Raw genomic sequence first — 23,140 nt, 5'->3', positions numbered from 1 at the left:
GCTCGGGTCGGGAAGGCGTCACCAGGCGTACGCCTCGGGGGCGGGCTTGGCCCCGTTCGGCGCGGGCGGCGGGAACAGCTCGTCGAGCTTGGCGAGGGTGGTCTCGTCGAGGACGATCCGCAGGGCGCGCAGCGAGCCGTCGAGCTGTCCGACGGTCCTGGGCCCGATGATCGGGCCGGTCACCCCGTCCTGGGCGAGCAGCCAGGCCAGGCCCACGTGGGCCGGGTCCTCGCCGAGGTCGGCGCACAGCTTCTCGTACGCCTCGATGGCGTCGCGATGCTGGGCGAGCGTGACCGCCGAACGCCCCGAGGCGCCCCGGGCCGCGCCTCCCTCCCGCTGCTTGCGCAGGACGCCGCCGAGCACGCCACCGTTCAACGGCCCCCACGGGATCACTCCCACTCCGTAGTGCCGCGCGGCGGGCAGCACCTCCAGTTCGGCCCACCGGGTCATCAGGTTGTACCTCGACTGCTCGGAGACCAGGCCGAGGAAGTGCCGGGAACGGGCGGCCTCCTGGGCCTGCGCGATGTGCCAGCCGGCGAAGTTGGACGACCCGAAGTACAGCACCTTGCCCTGCTGGCGCAGAACAGTGAACGCCTCCCAGATCTCCTCCCAGGGAGTGCTCCGGTCGATGTGGTGCATCTGGTACAGGTCGATGTGGTCGGTGTTCAGCCGCCTGAGCGACGCGTCGCACGCGCGCCGGATGTGCAGGGCGGACAGACCGCCCTCGTTGGGCCGCTCGCCCATCGGCAGGTAGGCCTTGGTCGCCAGGACGGTCCGCTCGCGGCGGCCGCCGCCGGAGCCGAACCACCGCCCGATGATCTTTTCGGTGACGCCGTCGCCCGGCCGCACGCCGTAGACGTCCGCCGTGTCGAAGAAGTTGACGCCGTGTTCGTGCGCACGATCCATGATCGTGTGACTGTCGGCTTCGGAGGTCTGCGGTCCGAAGTTCATGGTGCCGAGGACGAGCCGGGACACCGACAGGCCGCTTCGGCCGAGGCGGGTGTACTCCACGGTTTTCCAGCCTTTCAGGCGGTGGGACCGAACTGGTCGACGAAGCGGCCGGTGAACAGGTCCGCGCCCTTGTACTCGGCGACCATCTCGGCCGAGGCGACGAAGGGGCCGTCGGGAGAGGGCAGCTGGCCGACGCCGCCGTCCGGGCCGAGCGGAAGGAGGATCATCGGGAACGGCAGGGGCCGGTAGGTGGCCGTGGGCTCCTCGCTGTTCAGCCGGGCGGTGATGTTCGCGGCGACCACCTCTGCGTGCTGCATCGCGTAACCGGCCATCTTGGCCTCGGCGATGTCGGTGATGTCGCCGACCGCGTAGACGTGGTCATGACCCTTGACGTTGAGGAACTCCGTCACCGGGACCTGGCCCCGCGGCGTCGGGACGGTGAGCCTGCCGTCGGCGAGGTAGTCGCTGTTGACGCTGGTCCCGTAGGCGCGGAACCAGATGTCGGCGCTGATCTCCTCGCCTTGGCCCGTGGTGACGGTGAAGTCGCCCGCCATGCCGGGCTCCGTGCTCGGCGGCGCCGCGAGCGCGGTGCCGAGGCGCAGGTCGATCCCCAGGGCGTCGAGCCGGCCGTGCAGGTCCTCGACCACCTGCGGCTCGAAGCCCGGCAGCAGCTCCGCGGCCGGGTCGGCGACGGTCACGCGCTTGTCCGGCCAGACGTGCTTGATCTCCCCGGCCATCTCGAGGCCGACGGGACCGGCGCCGAGGATCAGTACCTTGCCGGCCTGGCGCAGTTCCTTGTGCGTCCGGCGCAGGTCGTCCAGCGCCTCCGCGATCGAGTCGGAGACGGGCTTGGCCGGGTAGGCGTAGCTGGAGCCGGTGGCCAGGACGATGAAGTCGGCCGCGACGCGCTCGCCCGAGGACAGGGTGACGCCGCCAGGGTCCACCGACACCGCGCGGTCGCGGATCACCCTGCCCCGCGTCAGCAGCGTCTCGAACGGGAAGAACATGTTGCCGGCCCAGTCGGGGCGGGTCAGCGACCGAAGCGACGCGGCCGCGTTGACGAAGGCCTCGCGGGGGTCGATGAGGACCACGTCGGCCGTGGACTCCAGCGCCTTGGCGACGGCGGCGCCTCCGTAGCCTCCACCGACGATCGCTACCGTTCGACTCATGATTGCACGCTCCACAGAAGAAGTCCAAAGTTCGCAGTACGAACCGTAATAGTTCGTACTACGAACCGCAAGTCCCTCTGTGGAACGCGGCGTCGCGCGTCAGCCGCCGTGGGTGCCGGAGCCTCCTCCTTCGCCCGGCTTGAGGAAGACCGCGGGGACCTCGTTCTCCAGCACGACGCGGCCGAGGAGGTCGGCGAGCGTGTCGCGTTCGGCCTGGCTGAGACCGCTCGGCAATCCCTCGATCCGCCGGCAGGTCTCGGTGTAGAACTCGTCCGCGAGCCTGCTGCCCCGCGGGGTGAGCGACACCCGCACCGCGCGCGTGTCCTGCGGATCCGGTTCGCGCCGGACCAGGCCGTTGCGCTCGGTGCGGTCCACCAGGCCGGTGAGGCTCGACTTGGCCAGCCGCAGTGTCGCCCCCAACTCGCTCATGCCGTACGGCCGCGCCATCAGCACGCACAGCAACTGGCCCTGCTGCGAGGTCAGGCCGTGCTCCCGACCCGACTCGGCGTACACGGCGTCCACCAGGAACGCGGACCGCACCAGCGCGGCCACGATCCCTATCTCACCGTCATCGGACTTCACCATTCGGCCAGCGTAACACCAGGGCGGCCTGCAATTCGTATGACGAACTATGCGTCGCCCGGCGGCTCCGGCGGGCCGCCGCCGCGGCGGCCGGCCCCTGCCTCAGGGCTGGAGGAGGAAGAGCTTCCGGTCGACGCGGTCGAGGGCGCCGCCGCGGCCGAAGACCAGGCCGGTGGCGAAGTCGACGAGGCGTTTGGCGTCGCCGTCCGTAAGATCCGTCAGGTCCATGAGCACGGGCACGCCCTTGCGGAAGAAGTGCCCCACGTACAGGACCTCGTTGTAGTTCTGAGGACGCAGCGACTTGACCACGGCCCCAGTCTGCCCGGCACCTTCCCAGGGTCAAGTGACCCACGCCACATGCAAGAAATCTCTTCCGATTGTCGATCCTCCCGCCCGCCGAGCGACGCGTTGGCGACGAAAGGGGATCGACATGGGTAAGCACGCGAACGTTCAGGAGTACACGGCGGACGTGCCGGAGGCGCTGCGGGACGTCCTGGAGAAGGCGCTCGCGGTGGTCGGCGAGGCGATGCCCGAGGTGAAGCCCGCGCTGTGGCACGGTCAGCCGACCTGGAGCCTCGGAAAGCAGCCCGTGTGCTTCCTCAAGGCGTACCCGAAGTACGTGACGTTCGGCCTCTGGAACGGCCAGCTGATCGAGGACGGCTCGGGCCGCCTGGAGGCCATGTCCAGGCAGATGGCCGGCGTGAAGCTGCGCGCCCCGGACGACATCGACGCCGCCCTGTTCGCCGACTGGGTGAAGCAGGCATGCGCCCTGGAGGTCAAGAAGGCTTGACGTCAGGACCACTTGACGCACACACTCGCTTCATGGTCACTCCAGATGGGATCGAGCGAGACGTCACGCTGACGAGCGCGGCGGCCCGGTACGACGAGCTGTGGGTCCGGGACGCCGTCGGCGAACCGCCGCTCGGGCGCGAGGAGGTCCTCGAACTCCTCGCGCTGGGGGAGGTGATCGCGCGGAAGGCGGTCCACGGCCGGCAGCTCGCCGTCCGCTCGGCCCGCCGCGCGGGCGCCTCCTGGGCCCAGATCGGCGGCGCGATGGGCGTCAGCAAGCAGGCCGCCTGGGAAGCGCACGGCAAGTGGATCGACGACTAGTGCTTATTGCAGTGCTCTCCTCCTTCGGGCCTTGGCGGCCCTCCATCGTCGAGCACTGCGGGCGATCGCTGGCATCGCTCCGGCTCGCCTTGCGGCTCGCTGCGCGATCAGGTTCTCGCTTCGCTCGCATCTGCCTTCGGACGCGATCGCGACCATCCGGGTTGTCGCGTGGTCGCGGTGCGGGCTGAGATCTTCGCGTTCGGTGGTTCGGTCTCCGTGCCGGTCTATGCGGAAAGCAATAGATGTGGTTTCTCTCCGTTAGCTCTGGGAAATCTGTGTGCTAGAGGGAACGGAGGCGATTGGCATGGAGGTCGTTCTTGAAATGACCCTGCCGAGGAACGCGGAGAGCGCTCCGCTGGTGCGGCACACGCTCGACGCCTCTCTCCGCGGGCTCGGAGTGGGTTCCGAGGTCCGTGCCGATATCGCGCTCGCGCTGGGCGAGGCGTGCGCGAACGTCATTCAGCATGCCGCGGCCGGAAAAGAGTACGAGGTCCGGGCGCGGATGGACGGGGCACGGTGCGTCGTGGACGTCATCGACGGGGGCTCGGGGGACGGGGCGGACGGGGCCGCGGCGTGGGAGCGCGTGGAGGCGCCGCCGCTGGCCGAGCACGGGCGGGGGCTCCGGTTGATGCGGGCGTTCACGGAGGGGGTCCAGATCGCCGCGCGCGCTCACCGGAACGGGTCGATCGTGCATTTCGAGAAGTCGCTGGCGACCTGACGGCATGGAACGGCCCGGCGGGCTGGTGCCCGCCGGGCCGCGGCTTCGGGGGCCGGTCAGCCGGTGACCGGCAGGTCGTGCTTGACCGGTCGCGGAGCGGGGGCCTCGGACGGCCCGTGCGCGGGGCCGGCGGCCTTTCCGCAGGTGGCGGACGCGACCCGGATGGCGCCCTTCTTGCCGGGCAGGGCCAGTTCCATGCCGGTGACGGCGAGGCGTCCGTCGGCCATGCGCTGCTGCTTGTTGAGGATCAGGGCCGTCCGGCCGAGGCCGTCCACGTCGACGGGGACGGTGGTGTTGGGCGGCGGGGTGGAGTCGAGGTGCTTCCCGGCGAGCGTGGCGCCGACGAGGCGGGCGCCGCCCTGCCCGGCGGTGCACTTGGCGGTGACGGCGTCGGCCAGCAGCTTCGCGGACGGGACGGACAGGCGCGTCACGGCCGAGCGGGCGCGGGCGGCGGAGGCGTCGACGTCCAGCGCGGACGCCTTGACCAGCTTGGTGCGGTTCTCGCGGAGCACGCTCTTCCTGACGGTGCCGGTGCTGGAGGAGACGGCGGGCACCGGCGGGACGGCGAGCGGTCCGGTCACGGTCAGCCCGTACGCCGAGCCCTCGCTCCCGGGGGCGGCGGCGAACGCCGGGACCGGGGCGGCGGCCGCGACGAGGCCGGTGGCGAGCAGTCCGGCCGTGGCGATCCGTTTGGCGGCATGGATGTGACGCATGAACTTACTCCGATTCTGGTGAGTGCTGGGGGTGGTGCCGGCCGGTCAGGCCGAGATGAACACCAGGGAACCGAGCGGCACCCGGGACAGCGCCTTCAGCGCGTCCGCGGGTACGCGCACGCAGCCGTGCGTGACGGCCTTGCCGAACACCGAGGCGTCGGGCCAGCCGTGGAGTGCGACGGTGCCGGGACCGCCGCCGAAGGTGTCGAGGGTCGCCGAGTGGGTACCGAGCGGCAGGACGATGGGGCTCGGCGTCTTCTCGGCCGGGGCGAGCGTCGCCATGACGAACGTCCGGCCGGTCGGCGTCGGGGTCTTGGCGTCGCCGACCGCGACCGGCCAGCGGCCCACGGGCCGCGCGGACTTCTCCAGGACGAGGCGCCTGCGGGCGAGGTCGACGTGGACGGTGTACGGCGTGTGCGCGGTCTTCAGCGCGGTGCCGGGAATCCACCCGGTCGCCCCATTGGGACGGCTCGGCAGGAGCACCCTCCGCCAGTCGCCCGAGGTCTCCACCACGGGCACCCACGTGGGGCCGCCGAGTTCGGTGGTGGGGAGGGTGGCGAAGCGGTGGCCGGCCGGACGGTCGAACACCGGTGCCGGGCTGGTCGGGTGCACGACGAGGCCGTCGGTGGCGCCGTCGGGCGTGGTGTCCGCCGGGGCGCCGGAGAGGGTCTTGTAGGTCGTGGCCTCGGGGGCCTCGGCGGGGGCGGGGCCACCGCCGCCGGTCCCGGCCGACGCCGTGCTGTGCCCGGAGGAGGAGCCGCCGCAGCCGCCGGCGGAAAGGATCAGGGCAGCGATGATCGCGCCCGCGGTGACGGCGCGCAGGGAATGCCGAGGGGCACGTATGGTCGCCATGAGCGGGGATGTTAGTAGTAGTGAAGGCGGCCGTATCGAGAATGGCGAAAAAGACTCCGGGGGCCGCCGTTGTAAATGTAGATAATGCTCTATTTGGAAGGCGCTTTGTGGAGGGTCACGACTTTTCGGGGAAAACGGATTCCATGGACGGTTCACGCGAGCATGGAGAGGGAACCGCCGTCGTCGTCCAGGCCGGAGGCCGCCTCGTGGAATTCGGTGAGCCCCCACAGCAGCGCGGCCTGCGCGGCCGCCGGCATCTCGGCCAGCACGCGGGTGAGGCTCTCGCGCCGCCGCAGCCGGAGCCGGTCGAGCAGTTCCTGCCCGTCGCCGCTCAGCCGGACGGTGACCTGGCGCCGGTCGCGGCCAGGGTCGCGCGTGAGCAGGCCGGCGGCCTCCAGCCGGTCGCACAGCCGGCTCGCCGACGACACCAGGGCGCCGAGCTCGCCCGCCAGCCTGCTGATGTTGACGGGCCCCCGTTCCAGGACGAACAGCGCGCGCAGTTGCGTGGACGGAATAGGGACATCCGGGGCATTGTGGGCGCGCGACCACACGTTCAGCAGGGTGGAGGCCGCATCGTCGAGCGCAGCCGCGAGGTCCGCGGCGTCCTCACCCGACGTGGCCACCATGCCCTCCACTGTTACACACGACGTCGCCCACGGCATCCCGGGACCTGCGGGTCCGCCGGCCGCCGGGGCCGTGCGGCGACGGGCGAGGATCGAGATGCACCGTGCACGCGCGGAGAACGGGCCGTTCGAGGCGGCCAGGAAGGCGATCTGGGCGGCCCCGCCGAACGAGGTGATCCCCGTCGCGGCCGACGTGCTCGGCCGGCACGCCGGGTGCGCGGACACCGAGGTCCTGGTGATCGACTACCGGCAGATGTTCCTCGTCCGGACGGTCTCCGCCGGTGACGACGTCTCCGTGGACAACACGCCGCCGGGCCGGGCGTTCGCGTCGCAGCGGACCGTCCGGGACGACGGGGAGGGGCTCGCCCACCTGCCGCTGACCGTGAAGGGGGAGCGGATCGGGATCCTGTCGGTGCGGCTTCCGGACGGCGGGCCGCTCTGGCTGGACGACTTCGCCGGCGTGCTCGCCCGCGCCCTCAAGATCGCCGACCAGGCCACCGACATGTACCGGCGCCTGCGCCGGCGGACGCGGCTGACGCTGGCCGCCGAGATGCAGTGGGACATGCTGCCCGCGCCCGCCTACCAGGCGTCCGAGCTCAGCTTCGCGGGCCAGCTCGAACCCGCGTACGCGGTGTGGGGCGACGCGTTCGACTGGGCCACGTCCGGCGAGCGGTTCACGCTGACCGTCAGCAACGGGATGGGGTCGGGCACCGAGTCGGCGGAGCTCACCCATCTGGCGATCAGCGCGCTGCGCAACGCGCGCCGGTCCGGCGGCGACATCGTGGAGCAGGCCGAGCTCGCCGACGAGGCGCTGTTCGGACGGCACCGGGGCGAGCGGGTCGTGGACGCGCTGCTCCTGGAGTTCGACCTCGCGGGCGGGCGGGTCCGGGCCATCGACGCGGGCTCGCCGAGGATCACCCGGATGCGGGGCGGCGCCACGGACCGGATCGGGTTCGAGGCGCAGATGCCGCTCGGAATGTTCGGCGACACCCGCTACGTGCCCCAGGAGTTCGCCGTCGAGCCGGGCGACCGGCTGGTCATCGTGAGCGACGGCGTGCACGCCGCCCGGTCGCCCGCCGGTGTCGTGTACGGGGACGCGGGGTTGCTCCAGGCGATGCGCGCCACCCGGTTGCAGGATCCGCCCGAGGCCGTCCGGACCATGGTCCGGCACTACGTCGGCTTCCACGAGGGCGCCGAGCCGTCCGACGACGCGGTGATCGTGTGCGTCGACTGGACGGGCCGGGACCCGGACGCCGGCAAGGTCGGCGTGGACGGCGGGAACGCCTGACGCCGGGCTGCCTTTGCCGACCCCGGCCCCGGCCCCGGGTCACCCGGGATGCTCAGTCGTCCGGATCTTCGGCGTCGTCCCCGTCGGCGGCCGACGGCTGGGCGGGCAGCGTCCACCGGAACGTGGTTCCGGGGGCGGGCTCCGCGTCCGGCTCGGCGTGCTCGCCGGCGGCGAGCCAGATGCGCCCGCCGTGGTACTCGACGATCTTCTTGCACAGCGCCAGGCCGATGCCCGTGCCGGTGTACTCCTCGCGCGAGTGCAGCCGCTGGAAGATGAGGAAGATCCGGTCGGCGTAGCGGGGGTCGATGCCGATGCCGTTGTCGGCGCAGCCGAACTCCCACTCGTCCCCGGCGCGGCGGACGCTGATGGTGACGTGCGGCGGCACGCCCTCCCGGCGGAACTTGATCGCGTTGCCGACGAGGTTCTGGAACAGCTGGACCAGCTGGGTGCGGTCGCCGGGCACGTCGGGCAGCTCCGCGACCTCCACCTCGGCGCCGGTCTCCTCACGCAGCGTGGAGAGGTTGTCCAGCGCCTGCCGGACGACGTCGTCGAGGTCGACGGAGTCCTCGGGCCGCGACATCCGCCCGACGCGCGAGAAGCTCAGCAGGTCGTTGATCAGGGCCTGCATGCGCTTGGCGCCGTCGACGGCGAACGCGATGTACTGCTTCCCGCGCTCGTCTAGCTGGTCCCCGTACCGGCGTTCGAGCATCTGGCAGAAGCTCGCGACCTTGCGCAGCGGCTCCTGCAGGTCGTGGCTCGCGACGTAGGCGAACTGCTCCAGTTCGGCGTTGGAGCGGCGCAGCTCCTCGGTCTGCTCGTCGAGCCGGCGGGACTTGTCCTCGCTGGTGCGCCACTCCTCGATGATCCGGGCGCGCATCGCTTCGATGATCGCGGCCAGCTCGTTGATCTCCGCGGGGCCGGGGACGTCGAGGCGGTGCCCGAAGTCGCCCTCCGAGACGGCGCGGACGCGTCCGGTCAGGGTCGACACCGGCGTCAGAACGGTCCGGCGGAACAGCACGGCGAGCAGCAGCGCGGCGACCACGACCATGGCGAGCGCGGCGAACGTGGACCACTGGGCGGTCCTCGCGCGCGAGTTCAGTTTCGCGGCGGCCCGGTCGTGCAGCGCGGTGATGCCGGCCTGCAGCGGCGTCATGTCGCCGCGCGCCTGCACGAGCAGGCGGCTCGCCAGCCGGCTCTCGCCGCGGTCGATGCCCTGGCCGCCGGGCCCGGCCGCGACCCGGTCGGCGAACCCCTCCCGCCAGGCGCGCGAGTCGGCGGTCGCCCTGGCGAGGAGCCGGTCGACGTCCCCGTGCCCGGGCACCCCGGCGAGGAGGCGGCGCATGCGGGCGGCGGACGCCGCCTCCTGGCGCACGGCGGCCCGGTACTGCTCGACGTGCTGGCGCCCGCCCTCCTCGGCGTACGCGCGGATGGCGATGTCCTGGGCGGTGACGGCCGTGGAGAGCCGGAACTGCTCCAGCGTCGCCGGGTCGACGCGCTCGATCAGGACGTCGCGGGCCTGCTCGTTCCCGTACATCGCCATGCCGGTCTGCACGAACGCGGCCAGCAGGAGGGTGCCGAGGACGGCGGAGCCGATCCGGTAGATCTGGACGAGCCGGACCCGGCCCATCCCCTGGCCCTCGGGGATCTGCGCGCCGGGCAGCACGGCGCCCGGTCCGGCGGCTCGCGCGGTCCCGGCGGGCTCGGCGGTCCCGCCCGTACCGGCGGACGTCTCGGCGGTCACCGGCCGTCCCCCCGGCTCAGCATCAGCAGGGCGAGGTCGTCGGCCAGAACGTCCCCGTTCAGCCGTTCGGCCTCCGCGATGAGCCCGTCGACGAGCATGTCGCCGCGCCTCCCCTCCTCGTGCGCGGCCCTGGCGAGCCGCAGCAGGCCGTCCAAGTCGAGGTGCCCGCCGTCCTCGCCGGCGGACCCCTCGATCAGCCCGTCGGTGTAGAGCAGCAGCCCCCACTCGTCGCCGAGCTCCAGGTCGGCGGCGGGCCACCGGGCGCCCGGCAGGAGCCCGAGCGCCGGGCCCCGCGGCTCGTCCGGGAGGGCCTCCACGCCGCCCGGCGAGAAGAACAGCGGGCACGGATGCCCGGCCCGGTGCAGCCGGGCGGTGCGCCGGTCGGGCGCGATCGTCACCATGCAGACGGTCGTGAAGATCTCGTCGCTCCACCGTTCGTGCTGCAGGACGGCGTCGAGGGTGTCGAGGAGGCGCGCGCCGGTGTTCCCGGCGAGCACGAGCGTCCGCCACGCCATGCGGAGCCGGACGCCGAGGGACGCCTCGTCGGCGCCGTGCCCGCTCACGTCGCCGATCACGGCGTGCACGGCCCCGTCGGCGGTCTCCACGGTGTCGTGGAAGTCGCCGCCGAGCAGCGCGCGGTCGCGTCCCGGCCGGTAGCGGGTGTGGTGCCGCAGCGCCCGGTCGTGCAGGATCGGCACGGGCAGCAGGCCGCGCTCCAGCCGGGCGTTCTCCCGGCTGAGCGCCCGCGCCTCGACGAGCTGCCGCTCGGACTCGTCGGCGCGCTTGCGCTCGATCGCGTAGCTGATCGCCCGGGTGAGCAGCGCGCCGTCCGCGTCCTGCTTGACGAGGTAGTCCTGGGCACCGGCGGCGACGGCGGCGACGCCGACGTGCGCGTCGGCGAGCCCGGTCAGCACGAGCACGGCGGTGGCCGGCGCGTGCTCGCGCACCTGGTGGAGGGCGTCGAGGCCCTGCGCGTCCGGGAGGGAGAGGTCGACGATGACGCACTGGATGTCGGGCCGCAGCGCGTCGAGGGCTTCGGCGAGCGTGGTCGCGACGGTGATCCGCAGGCCGGGCTGCGCCTCGGTCAGCAGCTCCTCGAACAGGAACGCGTCGCCGGGATCGTCCTCGACGAGAAGGAGGTGCGGGGAACCTGCGACACCGAGGAGCCGCTCCGCACCGCGACTGGGCATCGCGGCCATGTCTCAGCTCCTTCTGTCCGGCGGGGCCGGGTGGATGTCGGGTGGGAGGCCCTTGCCATCGAGCAAATATTAGAGGCATCGGGCGCCGTGGGGGCACGCGGAGCGGCCGAACGGAGCTCCTCCGCACGAACCTGCTGTCCTTTCGGTAACGATGCCGCCTCCCGCGCCACTACCCCGTGACATGACCTGAACGGACGGACGGAGGAGCACGCGGTGGCAGACGAGGCCCCCGATGAACAGCGCTTCACCGCGATCTACGACGAGTGCCGCCAGCGCGTGTGGGCCTACGCCGCCGCCCGCGCCGGCGGCCAGGTCGCGGACGAGGTGGTGAGCGAGACCTTCGCCGTGGCGTGGCGGCGGCTGGCCGACGTCCCGGACCCGGCGCTGCCGTGGCTGCTCGGCGTCGCCCGGAACGTGCTGCGCGACGGGCACCGCGCGCGGGTGCGCCGCGAGTCGTTCGCGGCCGAGCTCGGGCGGTGGGCGCCGCGGCGGACCGGCGACGTCGCCGAGGACGTGGCCGAGCGGCTCGCGGTGCTGCGCGCGATGGCGGCGCTGCCCGAGGGGGACAGGGAGATCCTGATCCTCATCGCCTGGCAGGGCCTGACGCCGCGCGAGGCCGCCCGGGTCGTCGGCTGCTCGCCGGCGGCGCTGCGGGTGCGCCTGCACCGTGCGCGCCGCCGCCTGGTCCGCGCGGCCGAGGACGAGCAGCCGGACGCCCGGACCGCGTCCGCCCGCCCGGACCCGCCCAGGCCGCCCGCCCGGACCGACTCCAGACCGGGGTCGGGGGGCGCGGCGGCGCAGGGACGGTCGCAGGTCGGAGTCATCAAGGGAGAGACGGCATGAGTGGAGCGAACCGGGGGGTGCGGGGGGTCGTCCCCCCGCAGGGAAACGGCATGAAGGATGTGATGCGGGTGTTGCGGGATGCCAGGCCTGAGGAGATGGACCCGGGTGCGCCGGTGGACGAGGGCGTGCGGCAGGCCGAGCTGGCGCGGGCCATGGCGGCGCCGCCCTCGGCGGCCGGGGGCGCCGCGCCTGCGCGGCGGCGAGTGCGGCCGGTCTGGGGACTGGGACTGGCCGGGGCGGTCGCGGCGGGGGCGGTCGCCGCGGCGGCGGTGCTCGTCGCTCCCGGCGGGGACGGGACGGAGCCCGGCGGGACGGGCGGAGGCGGCGGCGAGCGGGTGCTCGACGCGAGGACCGTCCTGCTCGCGGCGGCCGAGAAGGCGGACGGGCAGACCGAGACGATGCGGGCCTTCTGGCACCAGGTGACGGTGTCGTCCGCCACGTACACGGTCGGCAAGGGCGGCGGCGGTTACGCCGTCACGGTCAGGAGCAAGGCGGAGACCTGGACGCCGAGCAGGCCGGGCGGCAAGGCGTGGGCCGCGGGGCAGGAGCTGGGGGCCAAGCCCGCGACCAAGGCGGACGAGGAGGCCTGGCGGCGCGCGGGGTCGCCCACGACGTTCAAGATCCAGGTTCCGGTGGCTCCGGGCGCCAAGGGCCGCCTGAAGGGGTTCACGGCGAAGACCACGGCCGGTCCGCGCAGCATCAACGGCTCCGCGCTGGTCGACGGCGACAAGGTGTTCTGGCTGGGCCGGAACGTGACCATGAAGGACCTGCGGGCGCTGCCGTCCGACCCGAAGCGGCTCAAGGCCGAGCTGCTGCGCTGGTACAAGGGCCACGACACCGAGTCGAACCGGCCGATGGCGTCGGACCTGTGGCTGTACACGGTGGCGCGCGGCCTGGTGATGGACATGCCGGTGAAGCCGGCGGTGCGGGCGGCCGCTTTCCGGATGCTGGCGGGGCTCCCGGCGGTGCGGTCGCTCGGGAAGGTCACCGATCCGCAGGGGCGGACGGGGAACGCCATCGCGCTGGACGAGAAGACGCCGCAGGGCGTGATCAGGGAACAAATGATCATTGACCTGGCCTCGGGCACCGCGCTGGCCAGCATGAACGTCATGGTGGCGCCGGCGGCCGGGGCGAGCGTCCCGGCGGGGCGGACGATGAACTCGACCACCCTGATCGGCGCGGAATGGACCGATTCCAAGCCGCGCTGACGTCATTGGGGAAGGGACGGTGCCGGCGCGGTGCCGTCCCTTCCCGGCGTTAGTGGCCGGGTTGTGATCACGCGCTTCTGGGAGTGCGGCGCGCGGTTTTCTGCGCGGCTTTGCGGCCCGCGGCGGCCGCCTTGGCGCGGTTCAGGCTTTCGCGGACCTTGGCTGCGCCGCGCGCCGCGGTCACGGTGTCCTTGGCGCGCCCGGCGTAAACGGCGAGCACCTCGGCGACGGGGGGAGGCTGCCATTCCTCCTTCGCCGCGATCGGCAGGACGGGGACGGGTGCGGCGGCGGAGTTTCCGGACACGGGGTTTCCAGTCACGGGGACGAGCGCGAGATGGGATTGGCAGTGCGGGCACTGCACCCCCGGATGGGTGTCTCTGCTCATAACAACAATCATTACGCGTGGGTCTGACAAAACAACCCCCGCCTTTAGCGGGCCGCCGGGGCGCTTATGTGTGGCGGGCGCTCATGTGCGCGGCGCGGACGCCGCCCGTGCGGTCGTCGTGCCGCGTCCGGTCGTCGTGGCCGACCAGTGACGCGCCGCAGCACAGCAGCGCGATGATGACCGCGAGCCAGGCCACGGCGCGTCCCGCGCGCAGGCCGTATCCGCAGGTGATCCAGAGAAGGTGCAGGCCGGCGCGGCGCCACGGGTCGCGCTCGCCGTGCCGCCGCATCTCCAGCGCGCTGTAGCGGAAGTCGCGGGCGAGGCGGTCGCGGTCGGAGTCGGCGGTGGCGCGTGCGAGCTCCTGGTACAGCGTGCGCAGCCGGTCGTCGCGGCCGGCGCCGCCGGCGAGGTCCTCGGCGAGGACGGCCCGGTCGCGTCGGCGCCACGGCCGCAGCCGGCGCCGGCCGGGCGCGGTCGCGAACGCGCAGTCGCCCGAGATCCGCAGCGCGTCCGGCCGCCGCAGCCCGAGGAATCCGCAGCCGCTGAGGTCGATGTCGGCGAGCAGCAGCCGGGTCGCGTCGGCGCGGCGCAGCGAGAGGAGCCGGACGCCGGACGGGCCGGCCCCGGCGGGCGGCTCGGTGAGCCCCTGGATCGGGTGCGCCAGCGCCCGGACGGCGGCCGGGCCTTCGAACACCGCGTCCTCCAGGTCGAGTTCGGCGTGCCGGAGCCGGAAGTCGGCCTCCCCGTGGACGATCGCGCCGCGGGCGATGACCTGCCGCGCGGCCGCGTGCACCCGCAGCCCGCCGTGCACGGTCGCGTCCGACAGCGCGATCCGGCCGCCCGCCGCCAGCGGCCCGAGCCAGGCGCCGTGCCGGAACCGCGCCCGCTCGAAGCGGGCATGGCGCACCACCTGGACGCGCCTGAACGACACGTCGCCGCGGAAGCAGGCCCCCTGCATCGCAGCGTCCCGCCCGAACCGGGCGCGGTCGAAGCAGGCCGCGCCCATGAGCACGGCGCCGCGGAAGGCGGCGTCGGCGTGCCACAGCGTCTCGCCGAAGAGGGCGTCGCCGGTGAACACCGCCTCCTCGAACGAGGCGTGCCGGTGGAACCGGGCCTCGTGGAAGGACGCGTTGCGCCCGAAGCGCGCCCCCCGGAACGAGACGTTGCCGAAGAACCGCGCGTCGTAGAAGGACGCGCCGCCGAGGAAGCGGGCGCCGTCGAACGAGCTGTCGCCCTCCACGCACAGGCCGCGCATTCCCGCGTCCGCCGGCAGCACCACCCCGTCGAACCGGGCCCTGCCGAGGTGGGGCCGCCCGTCGGGCCCGGTGACGGCGTCCAGGATCCCGTCGAGCAGCCACGGCGGGACGGTGACGCCGCGCAGGTCGAGATCGGCTCCGGGGCGCAGGGCGCCCGTGAACCGCTCGAACTCGCGGGGACGCAGGTGGGCGGGGCAGCCGCCCAGGTCGCCCGCGGCCCGGCCGGTGCAGCCGTCGACGGCGGTGCAGCGCGGCCAGAACACCGTGGGCGGCGAAGCCTCGTGAGGAGTCACGGTCTTCGTTCTACCCACGCGGGGGCGCGCAGTGAAGGTCTCCTGGTGGCCAGGTCGTTGCAACCCCGCGGTCACGTTCGGCGAGGGCGGCCGGGGCGGAGTGATCTGCGGGAACCGCGGGAATGATCGACCTATCGGATACCTCGGCGGAACCCGCCCGTTCGACTTTCGTTAACCTAGATCGGGGAAAATTCTGGCATGACCGTCAATCCAGGACATGTCCCTCCGCAATCCGAGGCGCTGCCCGACGACCGCTTCCTCGACCGGGAGGAGAGCTGGCTGAGGTTCAACCAGCGCGTCCTGGAGCTCGCCGAGGACCCGGGGCTGCCGCTGCTCGAACGCGTCCGCTTCCTGTCGATCTTCTCCAGCAACCTGGACGAGTTCTTCATGGTCCGCGTCGCCGGGCTCGCCCGCCGGATGGCGACCGGCCTGGCCGTCCAGTCCGCGAGCGGCCGCCAGCCCCGCGAGGTGCTGGCGCGCACCGGCGTGGTCGCGCACGAGCTGATGCAGCGGCACGCGTCGTGCTTCCGCAAGGAGATCCTGCCCGCGCTCGGCGAGGAGGGCATCGAGCTCCTGCGCTGGGACGAGCTGGCCGAGACCGAGCAGGAGCGGCTGCGGCGGCTCTTCCGCGACCGGATCTACCCCGTGCTCACCCCGCTCGTCGTCGACTCCGCGCACCCGTTCCCCTACATCTCGGGCCTGTCGCTGAACCTCGCGGTGATCGTCCGCGACCCCGAGACCGACGCCACGATGTTCGCCCGGGTGAAGGTGCCCCCGCTGCTGCCGCGCTTCATCGAGGCGTCCCCCGACCGGTTCACGCCGCTGGAGGACGTCATCGCGGCCCACCTCGGGCAGCTGTTCGTCGGGATGGAGGTCGTCGAGCACCACGCGTTCCGGGTCACCCGCAACCAGGACCTGGAGATCGACGACGACATCAGCGAGGGCCTGCTGCAGGCGCTCGAACGCGAGCTGCTGCGCCGCCGGTTCGGCCCCGTCGTCCGGCTGGAGGTCGAGGAGTCGATCTCCGAGGGGGTGCTGGACCTGCTCACCTCCGAGCTGGCGGTGGACGAGGGCCAGATCTACCGCGTCGTCGGGCCGCTCGACCTCGGCGGCCTGTCCGCCATCGCCGACCTCGACCGGCCGGAGCTGAAGTACCCCCCTTTCGTCCCGTCGAAGGAGGCGCTGCCGGAGGACGCGAGCATCTTCAGCGCCATCCGTGAGCGCGACGTCCTCGTCCACCACCCCTACGACTCGTTCACCACGACCGTCCAGCGGCTGATCGAGGACGCCGCGTCCGACCCGCGCGTCCTGGCGATCAAGCAGACCCTGTACCGGACGAGCGGCGACTCGCCGATCGTGGACGCGCTGATGAGCGCCGCCGAGGCCGGCAAGCAGGTCGTGGTCGTCGTCGAGCTGAAGGCCCGGTTCGACGAGCGCGCCAACATCGCCTGGGCGCGCAAGCTGGAGACCGCGGGCTGCCATGTCGTCTACGGGTTCGTCGGGCTGAAGACGCACTGCAAGCTCGCGCTGATCGTCCGGCAGGAGTCCGAGGGCCACCTGCGCCGCTACTGCCACATCGGCACCGGCAACTACCACCCGAAGACCGCGCGCCTGTACGAGGACTTCGGGCTGCTCACCGCCGACCCCGAGGTCGGGGAGGACGTCAGCGCCCTGTTCAACCACCTCACCGGGTACTCGCGGCAGAGCTCCTACCACCGGCTGCTCGTCGCGCCGAACAGCCTGCGCTCCGGGCTCGTCCAGCGGATCGAGCACGAGATCGACAACCGGCGCGCCGGGCACCCCGCCCGCGTCCGGATCAAGTGCAACGCGCTGGTGGACGAGGTCATCATCGACGCGCTCTACCGGGCGTCGCGGGCCGGGGTTCCGGTGGACGTCTGGGTCCGCGGCATCTGCGCGCTGCGTCCCGGTGTGCCCGGCCTGTCGGACATGATCCGGGTGCGCAGCGTCCTCGGCCGGTTTCTGGAGCACTCCCGCGTGTTCGCGTTCGAGAACGGCGGCGAGCCCGAGGTGTGGCTCGGCAGCGCCGACCTGATGCACCGCAACCTGGACCGCCGCGTCGAGGCCCTCGTCACCGTCAACGACCGGGCCCAGCGCGACGACCTGCTCGCCCTGATGGACCGGGCCATGGCCGAGGACACCCACGCCTGGGCGCTCGACGCGGAGGGCACCTGGACGCGCAGCCAGGCCGGTCCCGGCGAGACCCTGCGGGACATCCAGACCCACCTGGTGAAGAGCCGCCGGTGGAGGACGATCGATGCCTGAGACCATCAGGGCCGCGGGCGCGCTGCTGTGGCGCGACGGCCCGGAGATCGCGCTGATCCACCGGCCCCGCCACGACGACTGGTCGTTCCCGAAGGGCAAGGTCGATCCGGGCGAGCACGTGCTGCGCGCCGCCGTCCGCGAGGTCGAGGAGGAGACCGGCGTCGTCCCCCGCCTCGGGCGGCGCCTCCCGACCGTCACCTATCCGCTCGGTGAGCAGACCAAGAGGATCGAGTACTGGGCCGCCCGCCCGGTCGCCGTGAGCGCGTTCACCCCCAACGACGAGGTGGACGAGCTGGTCTGGCTCCCGGCGGAGGAGGCCGAGGCCCGGCTCAGCTACCGGCACGACGTCGACCTGCTCCGCGAGTTCCTGAGCGGGCCGCTCGCCACCGCGCCGCTGGTCATCCTGCGGCACGCGCGCGCGGGGGAGAAGAAGGCGTGGCGGGAGGCCGACGAGCTGCGCCCGCTGGACGAGGCCGGCCGCGCCGAGGCGTCCGGCCTCGCCGGGCTGCTGCGCTCCTACGGGCCCATGCGGACCGTCAGCTCGGCCACCGCGCGCTGCCTGGAGACCGTCCTGCCCTATGCGCGGCGCGTCCGCGTGCCCGTCGAGACGGAGGCGGCGTTCACGGTCGGCGAGACCAATCCGGACCAGGCCGTGGAGCGGCTGCTGTCCATGGCGGGCACGCCCGCCGTGGTGAGCACGCACGGCGAGATCGTCTCCGAGCTCATCGCCGGCCTCTGCCGGAAGCTGGGCGAGAAGGTCCCGGACGACACGACGCTCGACAAGGCCGAGTTCTGGACCGCACACCTGGCCGACGGCGCGCTGGCCGCGTTCGAACGCCACACCTCCCGGACGGAGCGGGCCTGACGGACGCGCGGGTTGCTGTCGCGTACGGCCGACCCGTACATCCACCCTTAGAGCGCGGGACGGCGCGGACGCCGGCCGGTCAGAACGAGGGGCCCAGCGTCCGCGACCAGGTGGTCGCCAGGAGGTCGCGGGCCTTCTCCGCCTCCGCCCGCTCCCCGCCGTAGAGGACGCCGACCGCGAAGGCGTCCGCGGTCGTGCGGGCGCGGGCGGCGGCGCGCTCCAGGTGCTCCATCGCAATCATGGCGTCCTGGTGGGCGCCGAGGACCTCCTGGATGCGCTTGGCGTCCTTGACCACCCGCTTGGCCGCCGCGCCCAGCACGGGAACCGCCAGCTCGGCCGCGTACCGGGCGCGCTTGGCCGCCTTCCGCGTCTCGTGGCGGGCGAGGTCGGGGGCGGCGGACGTCTTGATCGACGCGTAGTCCCCGGCCATCCGGTCCCAGGCCCGCGTGACGAGCGCGGGAAGCTCCTTGCGGGCCTTCTTGCCGGCCACGGCCGCCAGCGGCGGGTCGGCGACCAGCCTGTCGAGCCCGTCGAGCAGCGCGAAGTACCGCGCGTCCCTCAGGGCGGCGTTCAGGTGCCGGTACGCGGCCCGCTCGTGCCGCTCCAGGTCGTCCCGGAGGAAGGGCGGCGCCTCCGCGAACCGGGCCCGGAGCACCTCCAGGTCGCGGACCTCGCCGAGGGCCTGCGCCACCCACCGCAGCTCGGGCCCGAGCGGCGCGGTCCGCTCCGCGTCCAGGACGGGCCGGTAGCTGCGCAGGACGCTCCTCGTCCTGCGCACGGCCACCCGCATGCGGTGGACGGCGTCGTCCTCGCCCAGCCGCGCCCCCGGGTCGAACCGCAGGATCGACTCGACCTGCTCGGCGAGATAGGCCATCACGACCTCCCCCGTCGTGATCGCGGGGGCCTTTCCGTTGCTGGTCGCCGCCGTGATCCGCGACCGGGCCGCGGCCCGCTGCCGCGCCGCCTCCGACGGCGCGACGCCGTCCCCGAGCAGCCGGGCGAGCTTGGACGCCGACTTGGACCTCTTCGCGCCGGCCTTGCGCAGGCGCTTGCCCGCGGTCTTCAGCAGCTCCGGCGTCCCCGTGCCGAGCTCGACCTCGATCTCCCGCCAGCGCTCGGGGTCGGCCTCGCGCCCGCGCCCGGTCACCAGGTCGTCGGCGACCTCCGCGAGGGCCTCGCCGTCCGTGCCGAGCAGGCGCACGACCGTCCGGCGGGTCTCCAGGGTCGCGACGGGGCGCAGCTCCGCCCCGCGGGTGTGCGCGGCGACCAGCCCGGCCAGGCGCGCCGGGACGAGCAGGGGCCGGCCGAGCGGCGCCCGGAACTCGTGCTTGCCGTCCCCGTCCTGCCCGGCCGGCATCTTCAGGTGCCAGCCCGCGTCCGGCCCGCCCCGCCGCCGGCGCAGCGTGATCCGGTTGGCCGCCAGGCGCAGGTCCGCGGTGTCGAAGTAGGTGGCGTGCAGCTCACGGACCTCGGGCTCCCCGACCGACGCCACGCCCGCCAGCCCGTCCAGTTCCGGCAGGACGAACCCGGCCGGGGCGTCGTACTTCTGCTCGATCTCCAGATGCCGCTCGGCCACGCGCTGCTCCTCAGGAAAGGGCGACAAATCGGGTGCACACCCAGATAGCCAGCATTCCACGTCAAAGTGAACAACGGCCGAAATCTCCCCGTCCCTACGGAGCCAGGACCGCCCGGCAGGTGGTGATGATCAGCTCGTCGACCTGCGGCGGCGGGGGCCGGCGGTCGAGCAGGTGCCGGCGGACGGCGCCGTAGGGGACGTCGACCGCGGCGAAGACCACGCGCTCGCGGTCGACGCCGCGGCGCCGGGCGAACGCGCCCAGCGCGTCCGCGGCCCGGGTGTTCAGGGCGTCGAGAGGTTCGGCGAGTTCGGCGGGCCAGGCGGCGGCGAGGTCGCGGCGGCGGTGCAGGAGCAGCACGGCGGCCTCGGCGGGGCGCTCGCGGCACCAGCGGGGCGTGTGCAGGGCGGCCGCCTCGGCGTCGTCCGCGTCCAGGGCCGCGACGAAGCCGTCCTGGAAACGGCGGACGCAGCGGGTCCACAGGGTGGCGAGCAGCAGGTCGCGCGACCCGAAGCGGTGGTAGAGCGAGCCGGACGGGGCGCCGAGGCGCTCGGCGATGGCGGCGATGGTCGCGGCCGAGGGCCCGCCCTCGGCGGTCACCGCGAGCGCCGCGTCGAGGATCCGGTCCTCGTCGAACTTGGCCGGTCTTCCCACGCGCACCTCCCCGATGATAGTAGTGAGATGATTCTAGAACATATCCTCTAAAAAGGAGCGGCCATGCCGGCATCGGAGATCGTCAGAGGTTTCTACGCCGCGACCCAGGCGGCCGACGGGGCGGCGATCCTCGCTCTCCTCCACCCGGAGTTCGAGGCGCACACGGCGCCCGGGCTGCCGTGCGGCGCGGGCGGAGACTTCCACGGCCCCGAGGAGACCCTCGCACGGGTGTGGGGGGCGATCTTCGCCGAGTTCGACACGGCTCCCCATGCCGAGACCTGGCATGAGACCGGAGACGGCCTGGTCGTGGTGACGGGTCGGTACCGCGGGACGGCCAGGACGACCGGCCGTTCGTTCGAGGCGGAGTTCGCGCATCTCTGGCGCGTCACCGAGGGCAGGATCTGCTGGCTGCACCAGTACACCGACACGGCCCGGTGGCGGGACGCCCTCGTCCCGTGAACCGGCGGCGCCCGCCGGGAGCGGCTCAGGCGAGGTGGTACTTCATCCCCATGTGGGACGGGCGGAAGCCGATCTTCTGGTAGAAGCGGATCGCGTCGGGGCGCTGGCGGTCGGTGGTGAGCTGCACGACGCGGCAGCCGCGGGCGCGGGCCCGGTCGATGGCCCAATTGATCATCAGCTGGCCCAGCCCGGCCCCGCGCTGCTCGGCGGCGACGCGGACGCCCTCGATCTGGGCGCGCTCGGAGCCGGTGTAGGTGAGACCGGGGATGAAGGTGAGCTGGAGCGTGCCGGCGACCGCCCCCGCCACCTCGGCGACGACCAGGCTGTTGTTGGGGTCCCTCTCGATCGCTGCGAACGCTCTGAAGTAGGCCTCCGGTATCTCCTCACCCGGTGTTTCGCGGGTGGATCCCAGGGGATCGTCGGCGAGTAGCCGGACGATCTCGGGGAGATCGTCCACCGTCGCCTCGCGGAAGGTCACTTCTTGATCACTCTGCACGCCTTCAAGGCTATCGGGACGCTAAGTTGCAGCGTTCGCCCATGTCTTGTAGTACTACGATGCGTAGTACTACGCTGAGTGGAGACCCCCCGGCTCGGACGGCGGTCTCATCGCCGCGCAGGGAGAAGTCAATGCACAACAACGAGAACGAGGAACACTGGACCGACCACGCCATCTGCCGCGGCGCGGATCCTGACCTGTTCTTCCCGATCGGCTACTCCGCGCCCGTGCTCCAGGCACAGGAGGACGCGGCCAAGGAGATCTGTTCCCACTGCCCCGTGCGGGCCGACTGCCTCGCGTGGGCGCTGCGCGTGGGGGAGCCCGACGGCATCTGGGGCGGGACGACCCCCGAGGAGCGGCGCTACCTGCGCCGGACGGCCGACGCCCCGGCGAGGCGGCCGCTCCCGGTGATCGTGGTGCGGGGCGACGCCTCCGAGTCGGAGCACGCGTCGGCCGCATAGCGGCGCGGGCCCGGCGAGGGCCCGCCTACAAGAACGCCACCGGCACCTTTTGCCCGTCCCGTGCGTTGGGCGAGTCAGGGACGCAGAGACTTTACGGTGGCTGACATGAGCTTTACCCCCGACCGGCAACGTTCCGAGGGCCTGGCGAAGCACGGCGCGCGGGCGCTGGCGTCGGCGGTGCTGATCCTCACGGTGACCGCCGCGATGTGGGTTCTGGAGGCGTTCGACTACACGACGGACGGCTGGCTCGACCGGTTCGGGATCCAGCCGCGCGACGTGAACGACCTGCCGGACATCTTCACCGCGCCCTTCATGCACGCCGGCTTCGGGCACCTGACGGCCAACACGGTCCCGTTCCTGATCCTCGGGTTCGTCGCGGCGGCGCGGGGCATCGCCAGGTTCCTCGCCGCCAGCCTGATCATCATCGTGGTCGGCGGGCTCGGGGTGTGGTTCCTCAGCTCCGCCAACACCCTCGGGTCCAGCATCCTGATCTTCGGGTTCTTCGGCTACCTGGTGGGACGCGGGATCTTCGAGCGGCGGCTGCCCGACATCGCCATCGCGGTCGCCGTCGTCGCCGTCTACGGGACGATGCTGCTCGGCGTCCTGCCGAGCGACCCCACCATCTCGTGGCAGGGCCACCTCTTCGGGCTGCTCGGCGGCGTCCTCGCCTCGTGGTTCCTGCGCGGCGGCAAGACCGCGACGTCCCGGGAAATGTCCGTCTAAAAGCCTTTTGTTGTGGATGGACGCCAATCCGGCGACTCCATTGTTTTGTCGCCTCAATGGCTCTTCTTGATCTTCGTCGGGTATCGGTCACCTCGAGGTGGGCGGCCTCGCCCACCAGGGGGAACGAGCAAGGGGAGAAGGATGAGCGTGCGAAGAGCGATGGCCGTGGCCGCCGCGGGGGCGGCGGCCGGGGCGTTCGTCGTGATCGGGGCGGGGGCGGCGGAGGCGCGGACCGACACCCAGCTCTGCGAGTACCTGGTCACGGCACGGGACGGACTCAACGTCCACGAGTTGCCCGACGTCCATTCGAAGATCGTGGGCGTCCTGAAGTTCCACCAGAAGCCGTGGGCCGACTGCAAGACCAAGGGTTTCACCGAGATCCGCGGCAACGTTCCGGTTCAGCTCCGGCACGGGTTCATCGACGTCAAGTTCCTGCGCAAGCTCCGGGTCATTCCGACCGGCGGCGTGGAGACGGGCGCGGGCGGGACCTCCACCGGCACGGACTCCGCGCTCGCCGCGGGGGGCCTGGCCACGGTCCTCGCGGGCGGCGGGATCGCGCTGGCGGCACGGCGGCGGGCGACCGGCACCGCCTGATCGGCACCGCCTGATCGGCACCGCCTGATCGGCGCGGCCGCGACGGGGCGGCACGGCGACGCCCCGTCGCTTCTCACGAGTGAGCGACGGTCGCGTCGCC

The 23,140-nt window shown here is 72.8% G+C and carries 26 protein-coding genes; 12 read left to right on the top strand and 14 right to left on the bottom strand.

Going from position 1 to position 23,140, the window contains the following annotated elements; genetic code table 11:
* Positions 1-18: 18 nt before the first annotated feature.
* The 4 genes from AB0K37_RS17995 to AB0K37_RS17980 all read right to left on the bottom strand — a co-directional run bounded on the left by AB0K37_RS17995 (position 19) and on the right by AB0K37_RS17980 (position 3,011).
* Positions 19-1,011 carry an aldo/keto reductase gene (locus AB0K37_RS17995; protein ID WP_363981918.1) on the bottom strand — a complete coding sequence of 331 codons (993 nt, stop codon included), beginning with the start codon at positions 1,009-1,011 and terminating at the stop codon, positions 19-21.
* A gap of 14 nt (positions 1,012-1,025) precedes the next feature.
* Complete coding sequence (locus AB0K37_RS17990; protein WP_363981915.1) at positions 1,026-2,120, bottom strand: FAD-dependent oxidoreductase; 1,095 nt, start codon at positions 2,118-2,120, stop codon at positions 1,026-1,028.
* A gap of 99 nt (positions 2,121-2,219) precedes the next feature.
* Positions 2,220-2,705, bottom strand: coding sequence for a MarR family transcriptional regulator (locus AB0K37_RS17985; protein ID WP_363981912.1), 486 nt, complete (start codon positions 2,703-2,705; stop codon positions 2,220-2,222).
* A 99-nt stretch (positions 2,706-2,804) separates the two neighbouring features.
* On the bottom strand, positions 2,805-3,011 hold the full coding sequence (locus AB0K37_RS17980) for a cell division protein SepF (protein WP_021598327.1): 207 nt from the start codon (positions 3,009-3,011) through the stop codon (positions 2,805-2,807).
* Positions 3,012-3,132: 121 nt separating this feature from the next.
* Here AB0K37_RS17980 and AB0K37_RS17975 point away from each other — a divergent pair, with 121 nt between their 5' ends.
* The 3 genes from AB0K37_RS17975 (at position 3,133) to AB0K37_RS17965 (ending at position 4,530) form a co-directional block, all read left to right on the top strand.
* On the top strand, positions 3,133-3,492 hold the full coding sequence (locus AB0K37_RS17975; protein ID WP_363981909.1) for a DUF1801 domain-containing protein: 360 nt from the start codon (positions 3,133-3,135) through the stop codon (positions 3,490-3,492).
* Between the two features lie 32 nt (positions 3,493-3,524).
* On the top strand, positions 3,525-3,812 hold the full coding sequence (locus tag AB0K37_RS17970) for a hypothetical protein (protein ID WP_363981907.1): 288 nt from the start codon (positions 3,525-3,527) through the stop codon (positions 3,810-3,812).
* A gap of 322 nt (positions 3,813-4,134) precedes the next feature.
* Positions 4,135-4,530 (top strand): ATP-binding protein, encoded by a 396-nt coding sequence (locus tag AB0K37_RS17965; protein WP_363981905.1) that lies wholly within the window; start codon positions 4,135-4,137, stop codon positions 4,528-4,530.
* A 56-nt stretch (positions 4,531-4,586) separates the two neighbouring features.
* Here AB0K37_RS17965 and AB0K37_RS17960 read toward each other — a convergent pair whose 3' ends face one another.
* From AB0K37_RS17960 to AB0K37_RS17950, 3 genes are all read right to left on the bottom strand, one after another.
* Positions 4,587-5,243, bottom strand: coding sequence for a choice-of-anchor P family protein (locus tag AB0K37_RS17960; RefSeq protein ID WP_363981902.1), 657 nt, complete (start codon positions 5,241-5,243; stop codon positions 4,587-4,589).
* A 45-nt stretch (positions 5,244-5,288) separates the two neighbouring features.
* Positions 5,289-6,095 carry a L,D-transpeptidase gene (locus AB0K37_RS17955; RefSeq protein ID WP_363981899.1) on the bottom strand — a complete coding sequence of 269 codons (807 nt, stop codon included), beginning with the start codon at positions 6,093-6,095 and terminating at the stop codon, positions 5,289-5,291.
* A 152-nt stretch (positions 6,096-6,247) separates the two neighbouring features.
* Positions 6,248-6,721: a MarR family transcriptional regulator gene (locus AB0K37_RS17950; protein ID WP_363981896.1), complete on the bottom strand. Its 474-nt coding sequence runs from the start codon at positions 6,719-6,721 to the stop codon at positions 6,248-6,250.
* 94 nt (positions 6,722-6,815) lie between these two features.
* On the opposite strand from AB0K37_RS17950, the gene AB0K37_RS17945 reads away from it, so the two are divergent.
* The gene (locus AB0K37_RS17945; RefSeq protein WP_363981893.1) at positions 6,816-8,006 is read left to right on the top strand and encodes a PP2C family protein-serine/threonine phosphatase; all 1,191 of its coding nucleotides are present in this window, start codon (positions 6,816-6,818) and stop codon (positions 8,004-8,006) included.
* Positions 8,007-8,058: 52 nt separating this feature from the next.
* On the opposite strand, the gene AB0K37_RS17940 is transcribed toward AB0K37_RS17945, so the two are convergent.
* Positions 8,059-9,747, bottom strand: a complete 1,689-nt coding sequence (locus AB0K37_RS17940) for an ATP-binding protein (protein ID WP_363981890.1) — start codon at positions 9,745-9,747, stop codon at positions 8,059-8,061.
* Positions 9,744-10,946: a fused response regulator/phosphatase gene (locus tag AB0K37_RS17935; protein WP_363981887.1), complete on the bottom strand. Its 1,203-nt coding sequence runs from the start codon at positions 10,944-10,946 to the stop codon at positions 9,744-9,746. The genes AB0K37_RS17940 and AB0K37_RS17935 overlap by 4 nt, the downstream gene beginning before the upstream one ends.
* A 213-nt stretch (positions 10,947-11,159) precedes the next feature.
* Here AB0K37_RS17935 and AB0K37_RS17930 point away from each other — a divergent pair, with 213 nt between their 5' ends.
* The gene (locus AB0K37_RS17930; protein ID WP_363981884.1) at positions 11,160-11,789 is read left to right on the top strand and encodes a sigma-70 family RNA polymerase sigma factor; all 630 of its coding nucleotides are present in this window, start codon (positions 11,160-11,162) and stop codon (positions 11,787-11,789) included.
* Between the two features lie 50 nt (positions 11,790-11,839).
* Positions 11,840-12,997, top strand: coding sequence for a CU044_5270 family protein (locus AB0K37_RS17925; RefSeq protein WP_363981881.1), 1,158 nt, complete (start codon positions 11,840-11,842; stop codon positions 12,995-12,997).
* A 67-nt stretch (positions 12,998-13,064) separates the two neighbouring features.
* On the opposite strand, the gene AB0K37_RS17920 is transcribed toward AB0K37_RS17925, so the two are convergent.
* The gene (locus AB0K37_RS17920; protein WP_363981878.1) at positions 13,065-13,301 is read right to left on the bottom strand and encodes a hypothetical protein; all 237 of its coding nucleotides are present in this window, start codon (positions 13,299-13,301) and stop codon (positions 13,065-13,067) included.
* A gap of 145 nt (positions 13,302-13,446) precedes the next feature.
* Positions 13,447-14,931 carry a pentapeptide repeat-containing protein gene (locus tag AB0K37_RS17915; RefSeq protein ID WP_363981875.1) on the bottom strand — a complete coding sequence of 495 codons (1,485 nt, stop codon included), beginning with the start codon at positions 14,929-14,931 and terminating at the stop codon, positions 13,447-13,449.
* Between the two features lie 198 nt (positions 14,932-15,129).
* Between AB0K37_RS17915 and AB0K37_RS17910 the strand changes: the two genes are divergently transcribed.
* Both AB0K37_RS17910 and AB0K37_RS17905 read left to right on the top strand, forming a co-directional pair.
* Entirely contained in the window at positions 15,130-17,214 is a 2,085-nt protein-coding gene (locus tag AB0K37_RS17910) for an RNA degradosome polyphosphate kinase (protein WP_363981872.1), read from the top strand.
* On the top strand, positions 17,207-18,079 hold the full coding sequence (locus AB0K37_RS17905) for an NUDIX domain-containing protein (RefSeq protein ID WP_363981869.1): 873 nt from the start codon (positions 17,207-17,209) through the stop codon (positions 18,077-18,079). Before AB0K37_RS17910 ends, AB0K37_RS17905 begins: the two co-directional genes overlap by 8 nt.
* Positions 18,080-18,158: 79 nt before the next feature.
* Here AB0K37_RS17905 and AB0K37_RS17900 read toward each other — a convergent pair whose 3' ends face one another.
* Both AB0K37_RS17900 and AB0K37_RS17895 read right to left on the bottom strand, forming a co-directional pair.
* Positions 18,159-19,655 carry a CYTH and CHAD domain-containing protein gene (locus AB0K37_RS17900; RefSeq protein WP_363981866.1) on the bottom strand — a complete coding sequence of 499 codons (1,497 nt, stop codon included), beginning with the start codon at positions 19,653-19,655 and terminating at the stop codon, positions 18,159-18,161.
* A 94-nt stretch (positions 19,656-19,749) separates the two neighbouring features.
* Positions 19,750-20,313, bottom strand: a complete 564-nt coding sequence (locus AB0K37_RS17895; protein ID WP_363981864.1) for a helix-turn-helix domain-containing protein — start codon at positions 20,311-20,313, stop codon at positions 19,750-19,752.
* Positions 20,314-20,370: 57 nt separating this feature from the next.
* Between AB0K37_RS17895 and AB0K37_RS17890 the strand changes: the two genes are divergently transcribed.
* Complete coding sequence (locus tag AB0K37_RS17890; protein ID WP_363981861.1) at positions 20,371-20,766, top strand: nuclear transport factor 2 family protein; 396 nt, start codon at positions 20,371-20,373, stop codon at positions 20,764-20,766.
* A 25-nt stretch (positions 20,767-20,791) separates the two neighbouring features.
* On the opposite strand, the gene AB0K37_RS17885 is transcribed toward AB0K37_RS17890, so the two are convergent.
* Entirely contained in the window at positions 20,792-21,244 is a 453-nt protein-coding gene (locus AB0K37_RS17885) for a GNAT family N-acetyltransferase (protein ID WP_363981979.1), read from the bottom strand.
* A gap of 149 nt (positions 21,245-21,393) precedes the next feature.
* On the opposite strand from AB0K37_RS17885, the gene AB0K37_RS17880 reads away from it, so the two are divergent.
* The 3 genes from AB0K37_RS17880 to AB0K37_RS17870 all read left to right on the top strand — a co-directional run bounded on the left by AB0K37_RS17880 (position 21,394) and on the right by AB0K37_RS17870 (position 23,040).
* A complete protein-coding gene (locus AB0K37_RS17880; RefSeq protein WP_345171147.1) occupies positions 21,394-21,723 on the top strand; it encodes a WhiB family transcriptional regulator in 330 nt (109 codons plus the stop codon).
* Between the two features lie 105 nt (positions 21,724-21,828).
* Complete coding sequence (locus tag AB0K37_RS17875) at positions 21,829-22,446, top strand: rhomboid family intramembrane serine protease (protein WP_363981857.1); 618 nt, start codon at positions 21,829-21,831, stop codon at positions 22,444-22,446.
* 141 nt (positions 22,447-22,587) lie between these two features.
* Positions 22,588-23,040 (top strand): hypothetical protein, encoded by a 453-nt coding sequence (locus tag AB0K37_RS17870; protein ID WP_363981854.1) that lies wholly within the window; start codon positions 22,588-22,590, stop codon positions 23,038-23,040.
* The last annotated feature ends 100 nt before the right edge of the window (positions 23,041-23,140 follow it).

The organism is Actinomadura sp. NPDC049753, assembly GCF_040674655.1.
GTDB classification, from domain to species: Bacteria; Actinomycetota; Actinomycetes; order Streptosporangiales; family Streptosporangiaceae; genus Spirillospora; species Spirillospora verrucosospora.
Note: the sequence above shows the minus strand (reverse complement) of the source record. Positions and strands in the feature narration are given on the sequence as shown.